The 21,582-nt window shown below is 50.8% G+C and carries 15 protein-coding genes; 6 read left to right on the top strand and 9 right to left on the bottom strand.

The window, feature by feature from the left end; translation table 11 throughout:
* Window positions 1-194: 194 nt before the first annotated feature.
* From J2Y43_RS23700 to J2Y43_RS23660, 9 genes are all read right to left on the bottom strand, one after another.
* Window positions 195-2,948: a DUF1553 domain-containing protein gene (locus tag J2Y43_RS23700; protein ID WP_309988703.1), complete on the bottom strand. Its 2,754-nt coding sequence runs from the start codon at window positions 2,946-2,948 to the stop codon at window positions 195-197.
* 281 nt (window positions 2,949-3,229) lie between these two features.
* The gene (locus tag J2Y43_RS23695; RefSeq protein ID WP_309988705.1) at window positions 3,230-4,798 is read right to left on the bottom strand and encodes a RagB/SusD family nutrient uptake outer membrane protein; all 1,569 of its coding nucleotides are present in this window, start codon (window positions 4,796-4,798) and stop codon (window positions 3,230-3,232) included.
* A 26-nt stretch (window positions 4,799-4,824) separates the two neighbouring features.
* A complete protein-coding gene (locus J2Y43_RS23690) occupies window positions 4,825-8,205 on the bottom strand; it encodes a TonB-dependent receptor (protein ID WP_309988708.1) in 3,381 nt (1,126 codons plus the stop codon).
* 225 nt (window positions 8,206-8,430) lie between these two features.
* On the bottom strand, window positions 8,431-9,498 hold the full coding sequence (locus tag J2Y43_RS23685; RefSeq protein ID WP_309988711.1) for a FecR domain-containing protein: 1,068 nt from the start codon (window positions 9,496-9,498) through the stop codon (window positions 8,431-8,433).
* Between the two features lie 193 nt (window positions 9,499-9,691).
* Window positions 9,692-10,267, bottom strand: coding sequence for a sigma-70 family RNA polymerase sigma factor (locus J2Y43_RS23680; RefSeq protein WP_309988714.1), 576 nt, complete (start codon window positions 10,265-10,267; stop codon window positions 9,692-9,694).
* 111 nt (window positions 10,268-10,378) lie between these two features.
* Entirely contained in the window at window positions 10,379-13,288 is a 2,910-nt protein-coding gene (locus tag J2Y43_RS23675; protein WP_309988717.1) for a PVC-type heme-binding CxxCH protein, read from the bottom strand.
* A 106-nt stretch (window positions 13,289-13,394) separates the two neighbouring features.
* Window positions 13,395-14,246, bottom strand: a complete 852-nt coding sequence (locus J2Y43_RS23670) for a sugar phosphate isomerase/epimerase family protein (protein ID WP_309988720.1) — start codon at window positions 14,244-14,246, stop codon at window positions 13,395-13,397.
* A gap of 112 nt (window positions 14,247-14,358) precedes the next feature.
* Entirely contained in the window at window positions 14,359-14,718 is a 360-nt protein-coding gene (locus J2Y43_RS23665; protein ID WP_309988723.1) for a YraN family protein, read from the bottom strand.
* Between the two features lie 318 nt (window positions 14,719-15,036).
* Window positions 15,037-15,267 carry a hypothetical protein gene (locus tag J2Y43_RS23660; RefSeq protein ID WP_309988726.1) on the bottom strand — a complete coding sequence of 77 codons (231 nt, stop codon included), beginning with the start codon at window positions 15,265-15,267 and terminating at the stop codon, window positions 15,037-15,039.
* Window positions 15,268-15,448: 181 nt separating this feature from the next.
* Here J2Y43_RS23660 and lipB point away from each other — a divergent pair, with 181 nt between their 5' ends.
* The 6 genes from lipB to J2Y43_RS23630 all read left to right on the top strand — a co-directional run bounded on the left by lipB (window position 15,449) and on the right by J2Y43_RS23630 (window position 21,549).
* Window positions 15,449-16,171 (top strand): lipoyl(octanoyl) transferase LipB, encoded by a 723-nt coding sequence (lipB, locus tag J2Y43_RS23655; protein ID WP_309988729.1) that lies wholly within the window; start codon window positions 15,449-15,451, stop codon window positions 16,169-16,171.
* Window positions 16,171-16,584 (top strand): hypothetical protein, encoded by a 414-nt coding sequence (locus J2Y43_RS23650; protein WP_309988964.1) that lies wholly within the window; start codon window positions 16,171-16,173, stop codon window positions 16,582-16,584. Before lipB ends, J2Y43_RS23650 begins: the two co-directional genes overlap by 1 nt.
* A gap of 335 nt (window positions 16,585-16,919) precedes the next feature.
* Window positions 16,920-17,654 carry a 3'-5' exonuclease gene (locus J2Y43_RS23645; RefSeq protein ID WP_309988732.1) on the top strand — a complete coding sequence of 245 codons (735 nt, stop codon included), beginning with the start codon at window positions 16,920-16,922 and terminating at the stop codon, window positions 17,652-17,654.
* 98 nt (window positions 17,655-17,752) lie between these two features.
* Window positions 17,753-20,140: a ribonuclease R gene (gene rnr / locus J2Y43_RS23640; protein ID WP_309988734.1), complete on the top strand. Its 2,388-nt coding sequence runs from the start codon at window positions 17,753-17,755 to the stop codon at window positions 20,138-20,140.
* 53 nt (window positions 20,141-20,193) lie between these two features.
* Entirely contained in the window at window positions 20,194-20,565 is a 372-nt protein-coding gene (locus tag J2Y43_RS23635; RefSeq protein WP_309988736.1) for a GxxExxY protein, read from the top strand.
* A gap of 87 nt (window positions 20,566-20,652) precedes the next feature.
* A complete protein-coding gene (locus J2Y43_RS23630; RefSeq protein WP_309988738.1) occupies window positions 20,653-21,549 on the top strand; it encodes a DUF1080 domain-containing protein in 897 nt (298 codons plus the stop codon).
* Window positions 21,550-21,582 lie beyond the last annotated feature (33 nt).

Here is a 21,582-nt window from a genome sequence, read left to right as displayed (position 1 = left end):
TGTACCCTTCTCGTCAGGCGAATCGCCTGCTTTCCTTTTATTCAATTCGCCTAAGGTACCTCCCCTGACTCTCAATCTAATACCGTTGACTTCAGTCAACGGAAAAAGGCCGAGTCCGAAGTCGGGCCCTAGGCCGGTCCGAAGTCGGTCCTAACGCCGGAGCCGAACCCGTACCGGGTACCGTCTACGCAGTTCTACTCTTTCGTCACTACGTTATCCAGATTCAGCAATACGTTCGCTGAAACCGTCAAGGCGGCCAGTTCAGGGGACTTTTCTTTTCCGTAAACTAAAATACTGTCCACTTCCGAAGGCTTTTGCCGGTACTCCTTGAGTGCATCTTGGTATACTTTCATGAGCACATTCAGGCTCTTCTGTTCAATGGGTTTGAATGTGAGCAAACGGTAACCCTCTTTGAGCTGCTGCTCGGGCGTCTTACCGCGAGTCTTCATTTTAGAAGCCAGTTTTTCAGCCGCTTCCAGGTATACCGGGTCATTCAGCGTTACCAATGCCTGCAATGGGGTGTTGGTGATGATTCGTCTCGACTGGCAAAATTCCCGGCTCGGCGCGTCGAAGGTCGTCATCGATGGATATGGGGCCGTTCTTTTCCAATAAGTATAGACTCCCCGGCGGTACTTGTCTTCTCCTTCGCTTACTACCCAGCTCTCGCCGCTGTATGGCGACTGCCAGATTTTGTCAGGCTGCGGCGGCATTACGCTCGGGCCGTACATTTTACCGGAAATAAGTCCGCTGCACGCAAGGGCCTGATCGCGCACCTGTTCGGCGCTCAGGCGTACGCGAGGCCCGCGCGAGAGCCACACGTTGTAAGGGTCTTTCTCTTTCCGGTGTCCATCGGAACGGGAATCCTGCCGGTAGGTGGCCGACATTACAATTGTTTTCAGCAATTTTTTGACACTCCATTTATAATCATCCATAAATGAAACCGCCAGCCAGTCGAGCAACTCGGGGTGAGAAGGTTCAGCGCCTTGCGAGCCGAAATCCTCCACCGTTTCCACAATTCCTCTCCCGAAAAGTTGCTCCCAGAAGCGGTTCACGATAACGCGCCCGGTCAATGCATTATCTCGGCTCACGATCCATTTGGCGAGGCCAAGCCGGTCGCGGGAAGCGTCTTTGGGCAACGGCGAGAGCAGTTTAGGCACATCGGGTTTCACTTCGGGCCCTTTCACCATCCAGTTACCCCGGACAAATACATTGGTTTTCCGTGCAAAATCGCCTTTCCCTTCCCAAAGTACGGGCATACTTTCGGTCGGTCGCGTCAATGCGGTGGCGTAGTCGGCCACAATCTGCTCATAGCCGGGCTGGCCCGCTCCCGGTAACGCTTTCTGAAATGCCGCCCACGATATGCGTACCCATTCTTCGGGTGCCTTGGAGCTATTTAGTGAAAGGTAAATATCATGTTTTCCACTCGTTTTCAGAATCGGAGCTACGATTACGGTGTCGCGGGTCGGCACTTTGATCGTCGAAAGTACCGGACCATCGAGCTTATCCAAATGCAAAGTCAATACCGCATTTTCGGCCCTTGTACCGATATTCATCAGTACATTGTCGGCGCCGGTAAGGTTTACTTGCGGAATGCGCGCATTGCCTTTGTCTTTCACACCATAATAGGAAATCACCAGCACGGTGGACTGGTCGCCTTTCACGAAGTTGTGTGCATTGATTTTCGGCTCCACCACCTTCATGAACTGTGTTTTGGCTTCCAGGTCTTTCGGATCGTATTTCCGCACCCATTCTTTCACCCGTTCGAAACGGAGGGAATCTTCTCCTTTATAAAACCGCAGCTTAGGCCATTCGTCCCACACATCCTCGTCGCGGGAGTTGTTGAAGAACGCCGCGTATTTGTAATATTCGTCGTGCGGAATGGGGTCATAAGGGTGGCTGTGGCATTGTATACAGGCAAATGTAGTCCCCTGCCAGACCTCCCAGGTAGTATTCACCCGGTCGATCAATGCAGCTGTACGAAACTCTTCGTCGTCGGTTCCGCCCTCATTGTTCGTCATCGTATTCCGGTGAAAACCGGTAGCTATCACGTTTTGCTCCACGGGAAAGCCGTCTTTCTTTTCCGGCAACAGATCCCCAGCCAACTGTTCGATCGTGAAGCGGTCGAATGGCTTGTCCTCATTGAAGGATTTGACTACGTAATCGCGGTAACGCCACATGGTGCGCCCGCCGTCGCTTTCGTAGCCCTTCGTGTCGGCATAACGTGCGAGGTCCATCCACATCGACGTCCATTTCTCTCCGTAAGCCGGAGATTTGAGCAACCTATCCACCACCTTTTCGTAAGCGTCGGGCGATTTGTCGTTCTCGAAATCCCGCACTTCTTTTTCTGTCGGGGGCAAGCCGGTGATATCGAGGCTTACACGCCGAAGTAACGTGGCGCGGTCGGCCTCCGGGGAGGTTTTCAGGCCTTCATCTTTCAGCTTTCTGGCAACGAAATGGTCGATTTCGTTCTTGGCCCATGCCTTATCCCCTGTATTCAGTAAGCCAAACAGGTTCGAAAAGGTATTCAGGGACGGCACATCCGGCCTTTCTATCTTTTTATAGGCCCAATGCGTTTCCCATTTCGCGCCCTCATTGATCCATTGTTTCAGAATACCGATTTCCTTTTCATTCAGCGGCGTGCCGTTTTTCGGCATTTTCTCGTCGGGATCGTCCGTCAGGATGCGCCGGATCATCTCGCTGGCATCCGCATCGCCGCGCACGACGGGTATTTTACCCGATTTCCCCGGTTCCAGCATTTCGTGCTCGAACAGAAAACTCACGTCACCGGCCTTTTTCACGCCGCCGTGACAGCCCATGCAATGCTTGTTAAGGATCGGCTTTACATCCGCATTGTAATCCACCTTCCCGCCCCACGGAACGCCGCCCGACAAAAAGTACATTACCGGCGCAGCTACCACCACTAAACCGATCAAAAATCTGGTATGCATTGGTTTAACTTTAAATAATTATTTCAACAAGAATTACAAAAATACCAAGAGGTTTATCAATACGATAATAATTGTTTATACAAACTTGAAAAGATGTTTATACAAACTCGGAAAAAGATTGATACGCCATTCAAAATGAACACTAAATATAACCCAAAAACCCCGTCGCGACACGACTTAATGAACAGGCAGCATATTTGAGTTATCCTGCTGATTTCATGGCTAAAAGACTGAATTTAATCAAAATTACCCACTAAATCAGGCCGGCGACAGGGCATTGGTTACTGCCAAATGGCGTTCTGCTTCACATTGGGGTTGCCCAGCAGTTCTTTTTGCGGCAGCGGCAGTACGTAGTCACGTTCCTTGGGCACGCGGTCGAGCTTGTATTTCTCTGCAAAATGCTTGATTTCCTTGCCCAGGTAATCTACCGGACCTCCGAGTTTGCTTTTCCGGCGCAGCTCCGGATACATTACCTGCTCAAAAACAAACTCCTGCATACGCTCGTGAATGATCGCATCGCGCAAGGCCGATTGGTTGAGGCCTTTCAATGCGGCCAGTCCGGCACGGGTACGCACCTTGTTGATCGACGCGAATGCATCGCCCTGCCCGCTTTCATTGCAGGCTTCCGAGTGCCCGAGCAGAATATCCGCCAAACGAATGTAAATCGTGTTTTTCTCCGTGGAAGCATTGCTTTTGTCGAGCTCGACGATCTTTGCCGCCCATGCCTTTCCAAAGATCATCTGCGCCGGGTCGTTAGGATTCGCGTCCGATTTCACTACCCCGCCGAAGCGCGACAGGTTATAATCGGCCTTTTCGCTCCAATGCACGATCGGATAGGCGCCGTTGATTTTCCCGAAACGGCCCGTTGGGTAACTTTCGATAAACGTTCCGGCAATGCGTTTATCTTTTGGATCATAGCTCGCGCGGAATTCCTGCGTAGCGCTGATCCAGCTCCATCCTGATCCGCCCAGTTCGCTCGGGAAATCTTCCGGGTTAAAGTGCATCGAATGTACATTGTATTCGCTTGGGTTGGCTGTGGCCGAAACCTGCGCTTCGAAGATCCTTTCTCCCTGGTTTTCATGGGCAAGATCAAAATTGTGGGAGAAATCGGTAAACAGCGTGAGGCCACTGTTGTTAATGATATCCTCGCCCGTAGCCTTCGCCTCCGCCCATTTTTCATCCCAAAGCTGGGTTTTCATGAGAATCGATTTCGCAGCCCATTTGGTTGCGCGGCCAATATCTGCGCCGGTGTAGCTGGCCGGCAACAATTCTGCCGCCGCCTTGGAATCCGCATAAATCTGTGCGATCACAGCAGCCTTTCCTCCCGAATTAGAGGGCAATTCCGAGATATTCTGCGTCGATTTAGTCGTCAGCGGCACATTGTCGAAATAGCTCAGCAGGCTGTAATAATAGAATGCTCGCAAAAACAATGCTTCCCCTTTCACTCGCTTGATCAACGCTTCGTTCGCCGGATCTTGCATAGCATCAGCTATTTCGATGATCGCATTTGCCCGGTTAATGGACCGGTAGCAAGTTCCCCAGTAAGCCTCGATGTATTCGTCGGCCGGGCTTACGTTGCCCAATTGGTATTGCAGCGGCCCTTTCTCCCATCCAACCTGGTAACCCACCAGACATTCAAATACATAACGGTCGTAAAAGAATCCGAAACCTCCCGAATTCAGGTCGTCGTAAACCGCATTCACACCCAATACCAATTCCGCCGCTGATTTGTAAAACGTATCGGGATTGATGAAATCGGGTTTCTCCTTCAAATCCGAGCAGCCTGCCACAGCGAAAAATATTGCGGAAAGACCCGTCAATCTGATTTTATATAAAAATGACTTTTTCATAACAAACTGATTTTCAATTTGAAATATTAAATACCAAGATTAACGCCCACTGTGAACATGCGCGATCGCGGATAGGCATCGTAATCGTCGCCACGGTTCAGGTTGTTCTGGCCCTGGTTGTTCACTTCGGGGTCGAAACCTTTGTATTTCGTGATCAGGAAGAGGTTCTGCCCGCTCACATACACACGCGCGCTGCGTATGTAGGCGCTCTTGACCGGGACCGTATACCCGAGCGAGAGATTCTGCAGGCGCACGAACGAACCGTCCTGAATGAAGAATGACGACCGGCGGAAAGAAATGAAATCGCGGCGGCCATCAATTACCGGGCGCGGCGCATTCGGGTTTTCAGGTGTCCAGGAGTCTGTCAGGATATTTCCGATCTGGTTAATTTTCTGCACGCCGTCACCCATTTCGGATTGTTGCAGGTTGCGGACCTTGTTGCCATGCACGCCGCGAAAGAACACCGCGAGGTCAAAGCCCTTGTATTTCAGGGTGGTATTGAATCCCCAGGTCAGTTTCGGATTCGGATCGCCGATGATCTTGAAATCGTCGGTAGTGTATTTACCATCACCGTTTACGTCTTCATATTTGGGATAACCCGCTTTGGCTGAATAGCTTTTGCCTTCCTCGTCGGATTGGAACAGACCGATGTAATTGTATCCGCTCCAAACGCCGATCGGGTTGCCGCCCTGCACCCAGCTGCCGAGCACACCAAGGTGCCCGCTGGTGCTGTTGGAAAAGAATGGTGTACTCATGCCCAAATCGAGGATCTTGTTGCGCAGGACAGATACATTACCACTCACATCCCAGGTGAATGCACTGGTACTGATTAGCTTATAATTAGCCGAAAATTCAAGTCCCTTGTTACTCAGCGAACCGGAATTGAGCATAATGGTGCTGAAACCCGTGCTTTGCGGAATGGAAACGTCGAGCAGCAGGTCGGTGGTTTTGTTTTTAAATGCGTCGATTGTCAGGCTGAGGCGGTTGTTCAGCAATGCGAAATCCAGACCGACATTGAGCATCGAGGTGCTCTCCCATTTCAAATCCGAGTTCGGAATGCGGTTTGGTGCATAGCCCGAAACGAGCGCGGGTACTCCTCCGAAAACGTAATTGTAAGGCACCAATCCAGCTACCGAACGGTAAACGGGGATTTGCGAATTACCCGTCAGACCATAGCTCGCGCGGATTTTGAAATCGTCAAAAACCTTCCCTAACCCCGAATTTTTGAAAAAATCCTCATTCACTACACGCCAACCGATCGCCGCCGATGGGAAGGTAGCCCATTTATTATTCGGCCCGAATTTGGACGAGCCATCGCGACGGAGCGTCACCGTAAACAGGTAGCGGTCTTTCAAATTGTAATTCACCCGTCCCAGCATCGACATCAACTCCCATTCAACCCGACCCGAAGTGGGTACCAGCGGCCGGCTGCCGTTTTGCATATTCACCGCGTCGATATCGTCGGAAGGAAGCCCGCGGGTAGCATTAGCTTCGAAATAATTGATTTCCTTTTGGTAGGTATAACCCAAGGTCACATCGAGGTAATGTCCTTTGGCAATTTCTTTATTGTAGGTTAAAATATTCTCATTCAGGATGTTATTGGAATTTCGGTTCGCTTTCTGCAACTCGCGTCCGTTCTGGCGTCCGATGTAAGTGAAGTTGTTATAGAAAGTCGTACGGCGTGCATTCACGATGTCGAGTCCGAGACTCGTGCGGAATTTCAAACCTTCCAGAATGTTCACGTTCAGCGCCGAAGTACCGAAAAGGCGGTTGGTAAAATCCTTGTCATAACCCTCCACGGCTTCGGCCAATGGGTTGGTCATGAAACGCTGGTCGTAGCTTGCATACTGGTAACCGCCGTTCTGATCGTAAACCGGGCCGGTAGGATCGAGGCCCAATGCCGTAATAACGATACCGCCCGGTCCGCCGCGGTCGGTAGGTACATTGCTGCTGCCCGACCGGTTGAACGACCAACTGTTGCTCAGCGTAGCCTTCCCTTTGAGGAAATCGTTATCCAGGTTCATCCGGAAACCGTATCGGTTGAAGTCCGTATTTTTAATGATCCCCTTGTTATTCAAATAATTACCTACAAATGCATACCGCATTCCCTTAGTGCCGCCGGTAAACGAAAGCTGGTGGTTGGACAGCCCGCCGGTACGCGAAATTACGTCCCACCAGTCGGTACCTTGGCCGATTTGCGCGATCTGCGCGTCGGTATAGCGCGGGTTACCGCCCTGGCTGCGTTCCAGCATATTAATGTAACGTGCATAATCGGCTCCGTTGAGCACATCCACCTGGCGCGCGATGGTCTGGAATGAGTACGAACCGTCATAATCCACACGGCTCTGGCCTTCCTTACCGCGTTTGGTCGTAATCAAAATTACGCCATTCGCCCCGCGGGAACCGTAAATGGAGGTCGCCGAGGCGTCTTTTAGTATTTCAATGGATTCAATTTCGTTGGGGTTAATCGTCGCCATCGCGTTGGTAGGCTGACGGTTGCCGCTGGTGCCCAATGCGCCGTTGTCGGGATAAATGGGGAAGCCATCGATCACATAAAGTGGCTCGCTACCACTGTTGATGGAGTTGGCACCACGCACACGGATGGAAATACCCCCACCCGGCGCGCCCGAGGTTTGCGTTACTTGCACGCCTGGCGCCCGCGACTGGATCGCCTGATCCACCGACGTAACCGGCATTTCGCGGATCGCATCGCCCTTAATGCTCGCCACCGAGCCCGTCAGATCGCTTTTGCGCACCGAACCATAACCCACCACCACCACTTCTTCAAGCGATTGGTTGTCGGGCAGCAATGTCACATTCAGGGTTGTTTGACCACCCAGAGCCACCTCCTGCGGCTTGTAGCCCACAAAACTGAAAACCAGCACGGCGCTCTGTTCGGCCACATCGATGGCAAATGCACCGTCCTGATCGGTAGTAGTACCTTTTTGCGTGCCTTTGATGATCACGCTCACGCCGGGCAGGCCCGCATTGTTCTCATCGATCACCTTGCCTTTGACCTGCGCTACGGCCGGGCTGGCAATTTTTTCAGCCGCCTCGGGCTGCTGCGGTTCGGTTACAGCGCCGGTTTCGGCCGTCAGCAAAATGCGGCCTGCCGTTAGTTCATAAGCAATATGCAGTGGATCGAGCAGTGTACTCAGCGCAGTCGACAGCTTCTGCCGGTTGATATGCACATCGATGGTCCGCTCGGCGCGGATATTCTTCTGGCTGTACGCAAACTTCACGTCGGCCTGTCCCTCGATCTCACGCAGGACATTTCTCAGTTCGGCATTCTGTGCATGAATCGTCACCATTCTCTCCATGATCTCCTGCGCCCGCCCCTCGCTCGCAGCGTGGGTGAGCGTCGTGAAAACCACTGCAAAAAGGATTTGGGCAAATGTTATTTTCATGACCATGCATAGTGATGCACACCATTTTAACTGTTGGGTTTTTTGCATATTTTTGAAGGTTCTATTTGTGAAAAACAGGACATCCGCCAGCTTACCGTCTGTCCAGGATCTCGTAAGCAGGCATTTCCGAAGCCGGTAGTGGTGGTACACTATCGGTTTCTTTGTTTTAGGTCGGTGGGGTAGCTTTTATAGTTCCATAGTTAAGGGTTTAGGATTAGGAAAGACTTAGTCACAGCCGCGGCCGTTGATCAGAATGCGTGTTCCTTTCACTTCGTAATCGGCGCCATTGGATTTGCAAACGAGCGCCAGCTTGTCGTACAGCTGCATGTCGGTGAGGTCTCCGGTGAAAGAGCAATGGGCGATGCGGTCATTCGCGAAGACGATCTCTATCCCATAGGTTTCCTGCAATGCGGCTGCTATTTTTTCCAGTTTTTCGTCATTGAAAATCATTTTTGCCTCCTCAGCAACTTGCGACGTTTTCACGGGTTCGGGCACGAGACCGGTCATCAGGTGGCGGCTTTCGGCAAAATAGGTTACCCGTTGGTTCGGCGTGAGCACCACACCATTATCCTGATTGTCAACAGAATCCCCCTCGCTGAATGCCTCCCGGTTTTCAAATACCGACACTTTCCCGGTCACAACTTCCACTTCCAGCGCCTTGTCCTTCGCATTGTTTTTGATCCTGAAACTGGTTCCAAGCACGCGGGTGATGATTTTGCCGCTGTATACGAGGAAAGGCTGGTCGGGATTGCGGGTAATCTCAAAGAATGCATTACCTGTAAGCTGCACCGTGCGCTTGTCGCCTGCGAATGACGCCGGGAACACGATTTTTGCCCCCGGTTCGAGGGTTACTGTACTGCGGTCGCTCAGTGTAAGGCGCTTCGGAACGTCGGTCGTGTTTTCTTCGGTGATCAGACGGCTTTGGGGCGCTTGTACAAACATTTTTTCCTGCATCATACCCGGCTTACGGGCATCCTTACCCAGAAATGCCCAGAAACCGATCACCAGCAGCACCGCCGCAGCCGTGGCGATATATACCGTAGCCCTGCGCCACCACTGCCTCACCACAGCCGGCTCTGCATAATCCAGGGCGGACGGTCCCGCGCCGGATGTTTCCATGGCCAGTTTAGCCAGCATTCGCTCCTCCATTTCACGTTTTTCCTGGTCGCTGAGCACCGCCATTCCGTCGGCGTTGAGGCTTTCATACCACCGGTGAATTTTCAGCTTTTCTTCTTTCGTGCAGTTCCCTTCCCGGTATTTCAGGAGCAGGGCTTGCCATTCCTTGTTGTTCATTGATGTTTCAATCAGGTCTTCGAAATGATAAGCCGAAGAAATGGCACCATTCCCTAAATAGATTCAGAAAATATTTGAATTATACAATTAGAAATGCGCTCCGGATGGAAAGTCCTTGGAAAAAGATAATGAGGGGAGGATGGAGGAAAGGGAAAATGGAGGAAGGGGAACTTTGCTTTCTATGCGCGGGGTACTAGATCAATCCGGAGGCGGCGAGGAGCAGGACCATCACTTCTTTCAAATGCGTCCGCACTACCCGTACCGATTTGGTAAGATGGTATTCGACCGCCTTCTCGGATAGCCCGAAACGGGTGGCGATGCGGGCTACGGGCCAATATTCAAGCTTATGGAGGCGAAAGATCTCTCGGGTCTTTTCCGGTAAAATGTGCAGGCACTCGTCGATTACCCGCAGCAGCTCATCCAATGCAAGCTGGTTTTCAGTATTCAAATCCTGCATGCCTTCGAATGGGCCGTAGTCGTCGAGGTACTCGAACGTCCGGCCTTTGGTGCGGATGTAGTCGATAACCTCATAGCGAACAGCGGAAAAGAGGTAGTAATTGAGATTTTCGATCCGCAGGGTATCCCGTTCCCGCCAGAGCCGCAGAAAAATGTCCTGCACGATCTCTTCGGCCGCTTCCTTGTTGCGGAGCTTGCGGTATGCAACCAGGAACATATCGTACCAATAGGCCTTGTAAACCGCCGTAAATGCTTCCGCATCCCCATTTTGCAATGCGAGAAGCAGGTGGCCGGCCTTGTCGTTATCCACCATTACAGCTTGTTTTTGTTTGGGATCGGGAAACAGGAATCTGGCAAAGTTATATTATTTGTTTTTATTATCCAGTAAAACAAATTTTCACTTTGCAGGCCCCGCATTGTACTTTCACTTGAAATTCAACAAATATCCCGTCAAATCCGCCAGATCCTGCTCATTCAGGCCCAATGCGGTGGGCTCGGGCATCAACGACGAAGGCATTTTTTCACGCGTTTTGATCTGATCCGCCTTAATCGTGTGCTGCTGGCCAGCTGCGTCTTTTAACACGACATTCGCGCCGTCACTCATGAGGAAGCCGAAGTAGGTATCACCCTTTTTGGTCACGATCGTATAGCTTTCATAACCGAAAACCATGCTCGCCGACGGATTCACTATGGCATCGAGCAGCCCGGCTTTATCGAATTTTTTGTGAATGGTGGTCAAATCCGGCCCGATTTCGGCACCGGTTTTCCCATGCTTATGACAGGCGGCACAAGTTGTCGAGAAGATTTTCTCGCCGTGTGCCGGATCCGCATGCATTCTCGATATAAAATCCGTTTTCAAAACTTTACCATTTCTCGGGAAAAACTGGCTCGCGACCACACGCACGTTCTGATCGGGGTTTTTGAAAATAATCTCGCTCACCGATTTGGCAATCGTGTCGGGCAACTGGCCCTGCACGCGCATATCCACGAGGATATTGCCTCCATCTTTGTCCTGGGCCATCTGTCGGGCCGTTTCAATGCGTTGTGGCATCGGCTGCGTTTTGTCGGTGACAGTCTTTTTCAGGTCGATCATGCGCTTGTAGGCTGGTGTCATTACCTGTGCCGTGGCTTGTTCCCAGTTCATCAGATCGGCCCAGTCGTTGCTTTTGCGGAAGTTGATCCAGTAGGAAGCCTGCGAAGCCACATCCGGCAAAGTGGATTTGGATAGTGCGATCATCGCCTCGGCCGCTTTTTTGTCTTTGATAAAGCCTATGGCCGTCAATGCCCTGCGCCGTTCGGACTCCGAAACTTTGGCCGAACCCGCCCGTACTTTCAATTCCCCCACCGCTGAAACCGGGTGCAGGCGCCATGCGAGGCCCGCGCGCTGCGGTTTCCAGTTCGTCGGATCGGCTTTGAATGCCTCCCGCACATAGGCGTACACCTGAGCCTCCTTTCCGTCTGCCGCAGTCCCGATCGCTTCCAGCATCCAGGGGTCTTTGCCGTCGTAGTTTTTAATGAGGTTTGAAATACTGCCCATTGCCTGGTCATAGGGAACATCCCGCAATGCTATTCCCACTTCACGGCGTACCGACGGGTCGGCGTCTTTGGACATTTGTTCCAAATAAGGACGCACCTTGCCGGTCGATTTTAATGCACGAAAAGCCGTCAGCCGGTGCATGGCATTGGCGGAGCTAAGCAATTTGACTACCTCTGCATTGCCCTGCTCCCCCAACTGCGCCAAAAGCCAGATCGCCCGCGCCTGATGATATGGATTTTCGGATGCCAGCAATGGTTTAACTTCCGGCACTGCTTCTGCGCCTTTTGTCCTTAATCCTTCAAATCCTAATGCACGAACATTGATAGCAGGGTTTTTCAATGCGTTAACAAGGCCCGTGGTCGTCGTGAAATCCAGCTTTGGGGTAGTTAATTTCTTGCCTTTCGGCGTAATGCGGTAAATGCGCCCATAGCCCTTTTTATCCTTCATGGCATGGCCGCCTACGACGGGATCATACCAGTCGGCGATGTAAATGGCCCCATCCGGCCCCACGGCCACATCCGACGGCCTGAACCATTTGCGGTAATCCTGGTCGGTTTCATACCATTCGTACCGCTCCGAAACTTTCGGGAAAGAGCTGATCAGATCCTGGCGTTTCAATTCAAAACCAGCTCCGTGCGGCTTAGGCTGGTAGGCAAATATCACATTGCGCCCCGCTTCGCAGCTTAACAATGTGCCGCGATAGTTTTTACCTAATTCATCTCCTTCATAAAACACGATTCCCGTGGGGGAACCTGCGCCTGAATTGTCTCCGGCCGGCATTACACCCGGGTCCTCCTGGTGCCAATGCGTGGCGAAAATATCCTGTCCGGGGCGGCGATCTGCCTGCCAGTAGCGGGTACCATCAGCCGAAAAATAGCCTGCATTGCCATTTTCCTGCAAAAACGAAACCCGGCAGGTGATTACCTGGTCGTCGTTATCGTTCTGCCACATATTGCCGTAGCTGTCCAGGCAGACCTCGTAGCTGTTGCGGAAGTTGTGACCAAGTACTTTCAAGCCGGTACCATCCGGATTTATGCGTAATGCAAGCCCTCCGACCCAAATCCGGCCGTCGTCCGACTTCTGGTTGCCTTCGTTCTTCTTGTTATAGGGCGTCCCGCCAACGTAAAGGCTTCCGCTCCGCAATGTCCAGCCACTCTTGTCGGTGACGTTATGCGGTCCTGCATTACCGGTATTGAAATAATACATCCCATCCGGCCCGACGATCAGCGAATGCAACGAATGGTCGTGGTCGAAACCGCCGAAGCCCGTCAGGAAAACCTCTCGCTTGTCTGGTTTATCGTCACCATTCGTGTCTGTGTAAACGAGCAGGTTAGGCGCGCAGGAGACGATGGTTTTGTTGCCAATGACCGCAATGCCCAGAGGCGCCGTCAGCAACGAATCTTCCACATATACTTTGGAAGATTCCGCCTTACCGTCTCCGTCCTTGTCTTCCAGGATCATCACCCGGTCACCTTTTTGCTTATGGCTGAGACGCTCGGCGGGTTTGGTATTGAAATCCCTGTAATTGACCGCCTCCGTGATCCATACGCGGCCCTTGGCGTCGATATCCATGTTGGTCGGGTTGTAGAACATCGGCGCTTCGGCCCACAATGTGGCTTCCAGATCATCGGGCACGTACAGGCGCGAGGAATCATCAGCCACAGCAACTGGCGAGACAGACTGTCTCGGCGAGTTCTGTCCGCTTGGGATTAGAACAATGCTGAAAGCGGAAGCCAACAGGGCACTTCCTGCTAAAATAGTTGCCCTGCGGAGCGGTAATGCACTGGTAATGTACATAGTATTGAAATAAAGGGAGCAAAGGGACAAAAGGGAGGAAGGAGGATGGAGGAAAGGGAGGAGGAAAGAAATCGTCCTCCTCCCTTTCCTCCTTTACTCCCAACTTCTAGGTTAGAAATAGCTTTTTGAGGTAACTGAGATTATGCTGGTAACATGGGATAATCTCAGCGCCTTGCGGCGTGGCACCTTCGATCTGCATCCAGCCTTCATACCCGATGTCCTTCACCGCTTTGGCAACACGCGGCCAGTCGAGCGGGCCCTCGCCGAGGCGCTGGCCGTTTTCTTTCATATGGATTTCGCAGATCAGGTCCCTACCAAGCATCGGTATTTCCCTGAAAATATCATGACCGGCGTCGGTCGAATTGCGGAAATCGTAATACACCTTCACTGCCTTCGAGCCGACTGCATGGATAATATCCAAGTGCTCCTGCCCGCTCAGCCACGACTCGATACCCAGGGTTATGCCCTGTTTTTCGGCGTGTGGGGCTACTTTTTTCAGTCGCTCAATCACCGCTTTTTTACCGGTATCGTCATTTCGCAAATCGCCCTCTGAAAAGAATGCCAGCAAAATCACCTTTACGCCCAATGCCTTTGCCGCGTCGACGCTGTTCCAGACCCATTCTTCCGTTTTCGGCTGCGATTTATATGGCACGCGGTTCAGCTCGCCGATCGCCAGGCTCGACACCTTCACACCCGTGCGTGCGGACGCGTCGCGGATCGTCTGCAAGGTTTCCGGCACCGAGAGGCCCTTTTCATCCTTTCCGGTGTTATAGCTCACCTGAATCCCCTGCAAACCGATCTGCTTCGCCCGTTCGAATGCTTCCGGGCTCAGCAGCCGTCCTACCGACCAGTCACAAGCGCCGATCTGGAATTTCGGTGCCGTCACATAGCCGGTTTTTAGCGCATTATTCTCGTCAAATGCCGCCGATGCCAGCAGCAGCGCACTGCTTTTGAGCATTTCCCGCCGGTTAAGCACCAAACCATCTATCATTACAGTCAGATTTTGAAATACTTAAAGAATATCTTCAAAAATGTCTGTGATTTGGTTTCTACTTATACTGCGGGTAACGTTACCGGCTGAATGCGTCCTCAATATGCCGGATGTCCGTCGAACCATCGGGTAATCTGAGGATCGAAACAATGTCGAAACGAACGTCATTTTCCCAATCGGCGTCGAAAATATACTGCTCGGCGGCGCGCATGATCAGCTTTGCCTTGGTCGCATTCACAAACTCTTCGGGCATCCCGAATGCTGTGCCAGTGCGTGTTTTTACCTCGACGAAAATCAGCAGATCGTCTTTTGAGACTATCAGATCGATCTCGGACTGCCAGCTGCGGTAATTTTTAGCAATGATTTTAAAGCCCTTTTCGAGCAGGAAGGATGCCGCGGTGGTTTCACCCCAGCGGCCGAGGTCGTTGTGTTGTGCCATAGTGTGTTTTAGTGTATATTATAATTCTGGTCAAGCTCGGTCAGGAGCTGTTTCAACGCTGCAATTTGAATGGAATCCTGTTCACTTTTGTCATAAATTGTCAGAAGATCCACCGATTTATTCGTTACGTGAACATACGTGATAACACGCGCTCCGCCCGACTTTCCTTTTCCTTTTGATTTGATGGAAAGCCTTAATTTGTAACAACCCTGGCCCAGTGGAATCCCCTGCGTCGGATTTAATTCTAAAGAGTGTATTAACTGAAAAACCTCTTTTGACAGAGAAGGGTACTTTTTCAAAAGTCGTTTAACCTCTGATTCAAACCTTCGCGTCGTTCTGACAAAGTAACTCATCCAGGAACTCTTTTGCGTCCCTGGTTTCCAATTTTCCCTGTTCGATTAATTCTATATCGTCAACAACCTCAATTGCTTCGTCCAAAATTTTGAAGTGGATCGGCAAAAGTGGCTTGAATTTGACATACGGAAGTTTTCGAAGCATCTTCATGAAGAGTTCCGCTTTTTCGTCCTTAATATCCAGTAAAACCTTCATAACCACAGAATTTAGTTGCACTAACAAATTTAACGAACATTTAGCTAATAAATTAGCGTTGTGAAACCAGGACATGTGTGTACAATATGTTTCATGAACCGGGTCCTGCCGGTCTGAACATTTAGACGTCACAAATACGAATTGGTAACACCCTCGTCCCCAAAATTTTTTCAACATTGAAATGAATACCCTGATCAATAAAAAAGTACGGTTCCGGGATCTCGGCCTGATCGACTACCAGGAGGCATGGGATTACCAGGAGAAAATTTTTGCCGAGACGCTGGCGATTAAGACACAAAACCGGGGCCTGGATGTGGATAACCAGCAACTGACGCCAAATTTCCTGCTTTTTTGCCAACACCCTCATGTGTATACGTTGGGGAAAAGCGGCAAGCCGGACCATTTATTGCTGGCGGAGGATGATTTGGCCGCCAAGCAGGCGAAATACTACAAAATCAACCGGGGTGGAGATATTACTTACCACGGACCGGGCCAAATCGTAGGCTATCCGATCCTGGATCTCGACAATTTCTTTACGGACATCCATGTGTACATGCGTACGCTCGAAGAGGCGATTATTCTTACATTAGCGGAATACGATGTGCAAGCGGGACGCATTGCCGGATTAACAGGCGTTTGGATTGATTTTGAGGAGCAGAAAAATCCGAGAAAGATCTGCGCGCTGGGCGTGAAGGCGAGCCGCTGGGTGACAATGCACGGTTTTGCGCTGAACGTCAATACAGATTTGTCGTATTTCGGGAATATCGTGCCGTGCGGGATCGATGATAAGGCCGTGACGTCGCTGGCCGCGGAGCTTGGTAGGGAAATAGATTTGGAAGAAGTTTCAGTAAAATTAAAAAACCATCTGGCGCATTTGTTCAGCATGGAATGGGAAGTAGCGTAATGAAGAAGGATATTATTTTTCACCCTGTGAAGGGAATACAAGTTGCGATTGTGCGGAGTACCAACGACTTGAACGCCGAGGAATGGAACGTGATCGTGATTAACCGCAACGACGAACCGGTAACTAGCGTTTTTGTAACTTCAAAAGGTTATAGCAACAGCGAGTCAGGGACCAATACCGACCAACGGACGTCCACATTAAGGCATTTCTTCCCGGAGATTCCTTCCGGCGGTCACGTGGTGGTGGAGCCGATTATGCCTGATGTTTTTCATTTGAATAATGAATTCTGGGTAAGTTATTTTATTGGCAGTCAGATTTTTGACAAGAAATTCATTTTCGTCCCCGACAGCATCGTCGAGGAGAACATGATGACGATCGATCCACTTGGACTTGAAGGCGTTTTGCACGAATAACGCCTGGGTTGAGTTGTGACGTTTGTGCCTCAGGTCAGGGAGTCAAGTGTTGTCACGGAGTCAGGTATTGTTAGGAAGTTAAGTCTGTTGGTGAGCCGGGTGTTGTTCCTTGATTGCCGGGTTCGGCAATTAGATAAGTAAAGGGGTCTGTTTGGTAAAAGACATAGGAATAGCGGAATAGCGAATTGCAAGTCTTGATATTTTCAATCATCTTGAAAATCAATATAGAACCGCTCCTTCTTAATTCTTACTGGCAAGCCCTGACTACAAATGACAACTCTTGACCAAAAATGACCATTCCTGACAATAGCTGACACCTCCAAACATCACACACTATGACCGAAGATTTTAAACGCCGCGCCAAAAATTTACTGCTCCTCGACATTGAAACCGTTTGTTCGCACCTGAGCTATGACGAACTTCCTGAGCGAATGCAGAAACTTTGGGACAAGAAGGCGCTGACGCTCAAAAAAGGCGAGGATACGACCACGAATGCCGCGTTTTTTTATGACCGCGGTGCCATTTACGCCGAGTTTGGAAAGATCATCTGCATTGCGTTCGGCGCATACTATTGGAACGAAAAAGATGAGATTGCGTTTAAGATGAGTAGCTTCGCCGGAGACGACGAAGTACAGTTGCTGCTGCAATTCAAGGCGCTGATTGAAAAATACCCCGCCGAACAGTTGATCCTCTGCGCCCACAACGGCAAAGAATTCGACTTCCCGTTCATTTGCCGACGGATGCTGATCCACCGCATCGAAATCCCCAAAGCATTACAGATTACGGGTAAAAAGCCCTGGGAACTTCTCCACCAGGACACGATGGATCTGTGGAAATTCGGTGACTACAAAAGCTACACCTCGCTCGATTTGCTCGCCGCCGTTTTTGATATTCCCGGAAGTAAAAACGAAATGAGTGGCGACCAGGTAACAAAGGTTTACTACGAAGAAAATGATCTGGCTAAAATTTCGCGATATTGCAGAGAGGACGTAGTAGTGCTGGCACAATTGTATTTGCGGCTGCATTGCCTTGACCAAGTGCCGGAACAAAATATTGTACGACCAGAATAGTCGGCGGTCGGCGGTCGGCGGTCGGCGGTCGGCGGTCAAAAACAGCAGCCCGACACAGGCGTTCCGCATAGCGCGGGACATTTTTATACATTGAATACATGAGAGATAAAAAAAGTAAAAAGAAACCGCAACCCGAAAGAAGAGAGGCCGCTACGCCTCATCATATCGTTTCTTACATAGATAATTTAAAGGCCGATATAGCCGCGTTCTTCGATTTGAATGCCGAGCATGCATTCCGGCCATTTGATGTGCACGACCATTTCGGGGTGCACGACAAAAAAGTCCGGATACTTTTCAACGAGATCCTGCACGAGCTGGAACAGGATGGCCGGCTGGTTTACCATAAAAATGGCACCTACACCGCCGTTCCGCTCAAAACGAAACCGACCGGGCTCACAGGTCGTGTCGACCGCGTCAATAAGGGCTTCGCGTTCGTCGTGATCGATGGTCGCGACGACGACATCTATGTGGACGTGGAATTGCTGAATGGTGCCTGGGACGGTGATATCGTGCAGATACAGCCGCTTTCGCGTAACACGCGTAATTCGCGCTCCCGCGGCGACTCCGGCCGCAACCGGACTGAGGGGCGTGTTACCGAAATCGTCGAGCGCTCGAATGCGGAGATTGTCGGTATTATTGAAATTAATCCGCGCTTCGCGGTCGTACAGCCCGATAACAAGAAACTTTTCGACCCGATTTTCCTGGAACCTGACGAAGTAGGCGAGGCACGCCACGGTGACAAGGTTATTGTAAAAGTGAAAGAATGGCCCACGCGCAGGAGCCAGGCGGAGGGAGAAATCGTGTCCGTGCTCGGAAAAGCAGGTAACAACGACGTTGAAATGCACGCGATCCTGGCCGAGTTTGGATTGCCTTACCATTTCCCTGAAATGGTGGAAGCCGAGGCACAGAAAATCCCCGATAAAATTGCCAAAAAGGATATCGCCAAACGCCGAGACATCCGCGATGTACTCACGTTCACGATCGACCCTGTCGATGCGAAGGACTTTGATGATGCATTGTCGGTTCGCTACCTCGATGAAGACGTGGTGGAAGTAGGCGTGCATATTGCCGATGTTTCGCATTATGTATTGCCCGGCACCGAGCTTGAAAAAGAGGCATTTCGCCGCGCCACTTCCGTCTACCTGGTAGACAGGACGGTGCCGATGCTACCCGAAAAGTTGTCGAATAACCTTTGCTCGCTGCGCCCGAATGAGGATAGGCTGGCGTTTTCGGCCATTTTTGAGATTACTTCAAAAGGTAAGTTGCTGAAAGAATGGTTTGGAAGAACCGTCATCCATTCCGACCGGCGCTTTACCTACGAAGAAGCACAAGCGGTACTTGATTCCGGCGAAGGCGATTTTCCGAAAGAGCTGGATACGCTGAACAAACTGGCGAAAGTTTTCCGGAAAGAACGTTTCAAAAAGGGCGCTATCAATTTCGAAACACCGGAAGTACGCTTCCGCCTCGACCCGGAAGGCCGTCCGCTAGGCATTTATACCAAGGAACGCCACGATTCGAATAAGCTGATCGAGGAATTTATGCTGCTCGCTAACAAGCGCGTGGCAGAATATGTGTACTCGCTGTCGAAAGGTGAAGACAAAAACACGATGGTGTACCGCATTCACGAAGCGCCCGACCCCGATCGCTTGCAAACCTTCGCCAATTTCGTAGCCAAACTGGGCCTGAAACTGGAAGTGGAAGAAGAAAGCAAGATCGCCAAATCGATGAACGCGATGCTGGCGAAAGTGGAAGGGAAGCCTGAGCAAAATCTGATCGAATCGCTCGCGGTGCGTACGATGGCCAAAGCCCGGTACAGCACCGCAGACCTTGGGCACTTTGGGTTGGCGTTCAGGCGGTATTCGCATTTCACCTCGCCCATTCGACGTTATCCCGACGTGATGGCGCACAGGCTGTTGCAGCATTATCTCGACGGCGGCAGCAACGTCGATAGTGAGCAATATGAGCTTGCCTCGAAGCATTCTTCCGAACGCGAACGACTTGCTGCCGAAGCAGAAAGGGCTTCGATCAAATACAAGCAGGTCGAGTTTATGAGTATGATGGATCCGGAGAAGGAATTTGATGGCATCATTACCGGGGTAACGGAGTTCGGTATTTTCGTGGAGATCACAGAGACTGCTTCCGAAGGATTAATCCGCATGACCGACCTTGGCGACGATTACTACGAGCTCGATAAGGATAACTACCGCATTATCGGCCAGCATACCAAGAAGATTTACACATTTGGCGACGCCGTGAAGGTGAAAGTGAAAGAGACTAACCTCGCGCGCCGGAGTATGGATTTGTACCTCGCCGGAACCAAGCCGGGTCGTCGGAGCGAATTCAGCCGCCCAAGTTTTGACCGGGATAACGATCGCCGACCGCGGGAGCGCAAGCCGAAGGAGCCGAGGGGTTCCGGGCGCGTGAAGCGGGGCAGTGGCGGTACCGGGGGTGGAAGCTCGGCTAAGGTGAAGCGGCGGAGGCGGTAGCTGTTACTTTTTTGATTTTTTACGTCTAAATGGGATAACCAATCCTATTTCAGATGGAAATCGTTTATAAAGAGGAATCTTACACCGTTGTTGGCAAATGCATTGAGGTGCATAAAGAGCTAGGCCATGGCTTTCTTGAAATTGTTTACAAGGATGCGCTGGAAATACTTTTTCGGCAAGGAGGCATTTTTTACGAACGGGAGAAAGAATACCCGGTGTTTTTCAGAGGGATTCTACTACCGCACAAGTTCTTCGCCGACTTCGTTGTATTTGACAAAATTATTCTTGAAGTCAAATGTGTGTCCTGCCTTACCGATGAACACATTGCTCAAACTTTGAATTATCTGAAAGTCTCCGGAAACAAGCTGGGGCTTTTGGTGAATTTTGGACGCGGGAAATTAGAATACAAGCGACTTTTGCTTTAATAGAATGCCACGAAGGCACGAATATCCACGAATGCGCTTCGTGTTTAATTCGTGCCTTCGTGGCATTCAAAATAAACGAAGCTACCGATGACCCCAAAACTAAGTATTCTACTACTCACATTGTTAATTTCATTTTCAACCTTCGCCCAAAAACCCGCCGACAAAGAAGAATGGCAATCGCTCTTCAACGGCAAGGACCTCACGGGCTGGGATGTGAAGATCGCAGGGCACAAGGTGAATGATAATTACAAAAACACGTTTCTGGTAGAGGATAATATGATCCGCGTGAATTACAAGGAGTATGACAAGTTCACGACTGAATACGGCCATATGTACTACAACAAGCCCTATTCACACTATAAAATCAGACTTCAATACCGCTTCACCGGCAACCAGGTACCTGGCGGAGCGTCCTGGAATGTGCGGAATAGCGGCATTATGCTGCATTCGCAGTCCGCAGCCAGCCTGGGCCTCGACCAGGATTTCCCAATTTCGTTGGAAATGCAGTACCTCGGCGGCCTCAATGCAGGCGAACGTAACACGGGTAACCTCTGCACGCCCGGCACTATCGTCGATATCGACGGCAAACTAGCCGAAGCGCATTGCATTGATTCCAACTCCAAAACCTATAATGGCGACCAATGGGTGGATGCTGAGGCTATCGTGCTTGGCGATTCGATCGTTTACCATATGATCGGCGGCGATACGGTGCTGGTTTACACCAATCCGCGCATTGGTGGCGGTTATGTCGGCAAAAATCACACGTTCAAGGACGGTAAAGTGGGTAACGAGGCCGAATGGATCAAAAAGGATGGTACGAAGCTTGGCAGCGGCTATATTGCATTGCAAGCGGAAAGCCACCCGATCGATTTCCGGAATATCGAATTGCTCAACCTGAAAGGCTGTATGGACCCGAAAGCGACGAACTATAAGTCGTATTACGTAGCAGCCGACAACTCAACTTGTAAGTATAAAAAGAAATAACCGGCGTCACGAGGGCAATAAAACCTGATTGAT

The organism is Dyadobacter sp. BE31, assembly GCF_031457695.1.
Taxonomy (GTDB): domain Bacteria; phylum Bacteroidota; class Bacteroidia; order Cytophagales; family Spirosomataceae; genus Dyadobacter.
This window is presented reverse-complemented; position numbering and strand designations above follow the sequence as displayed.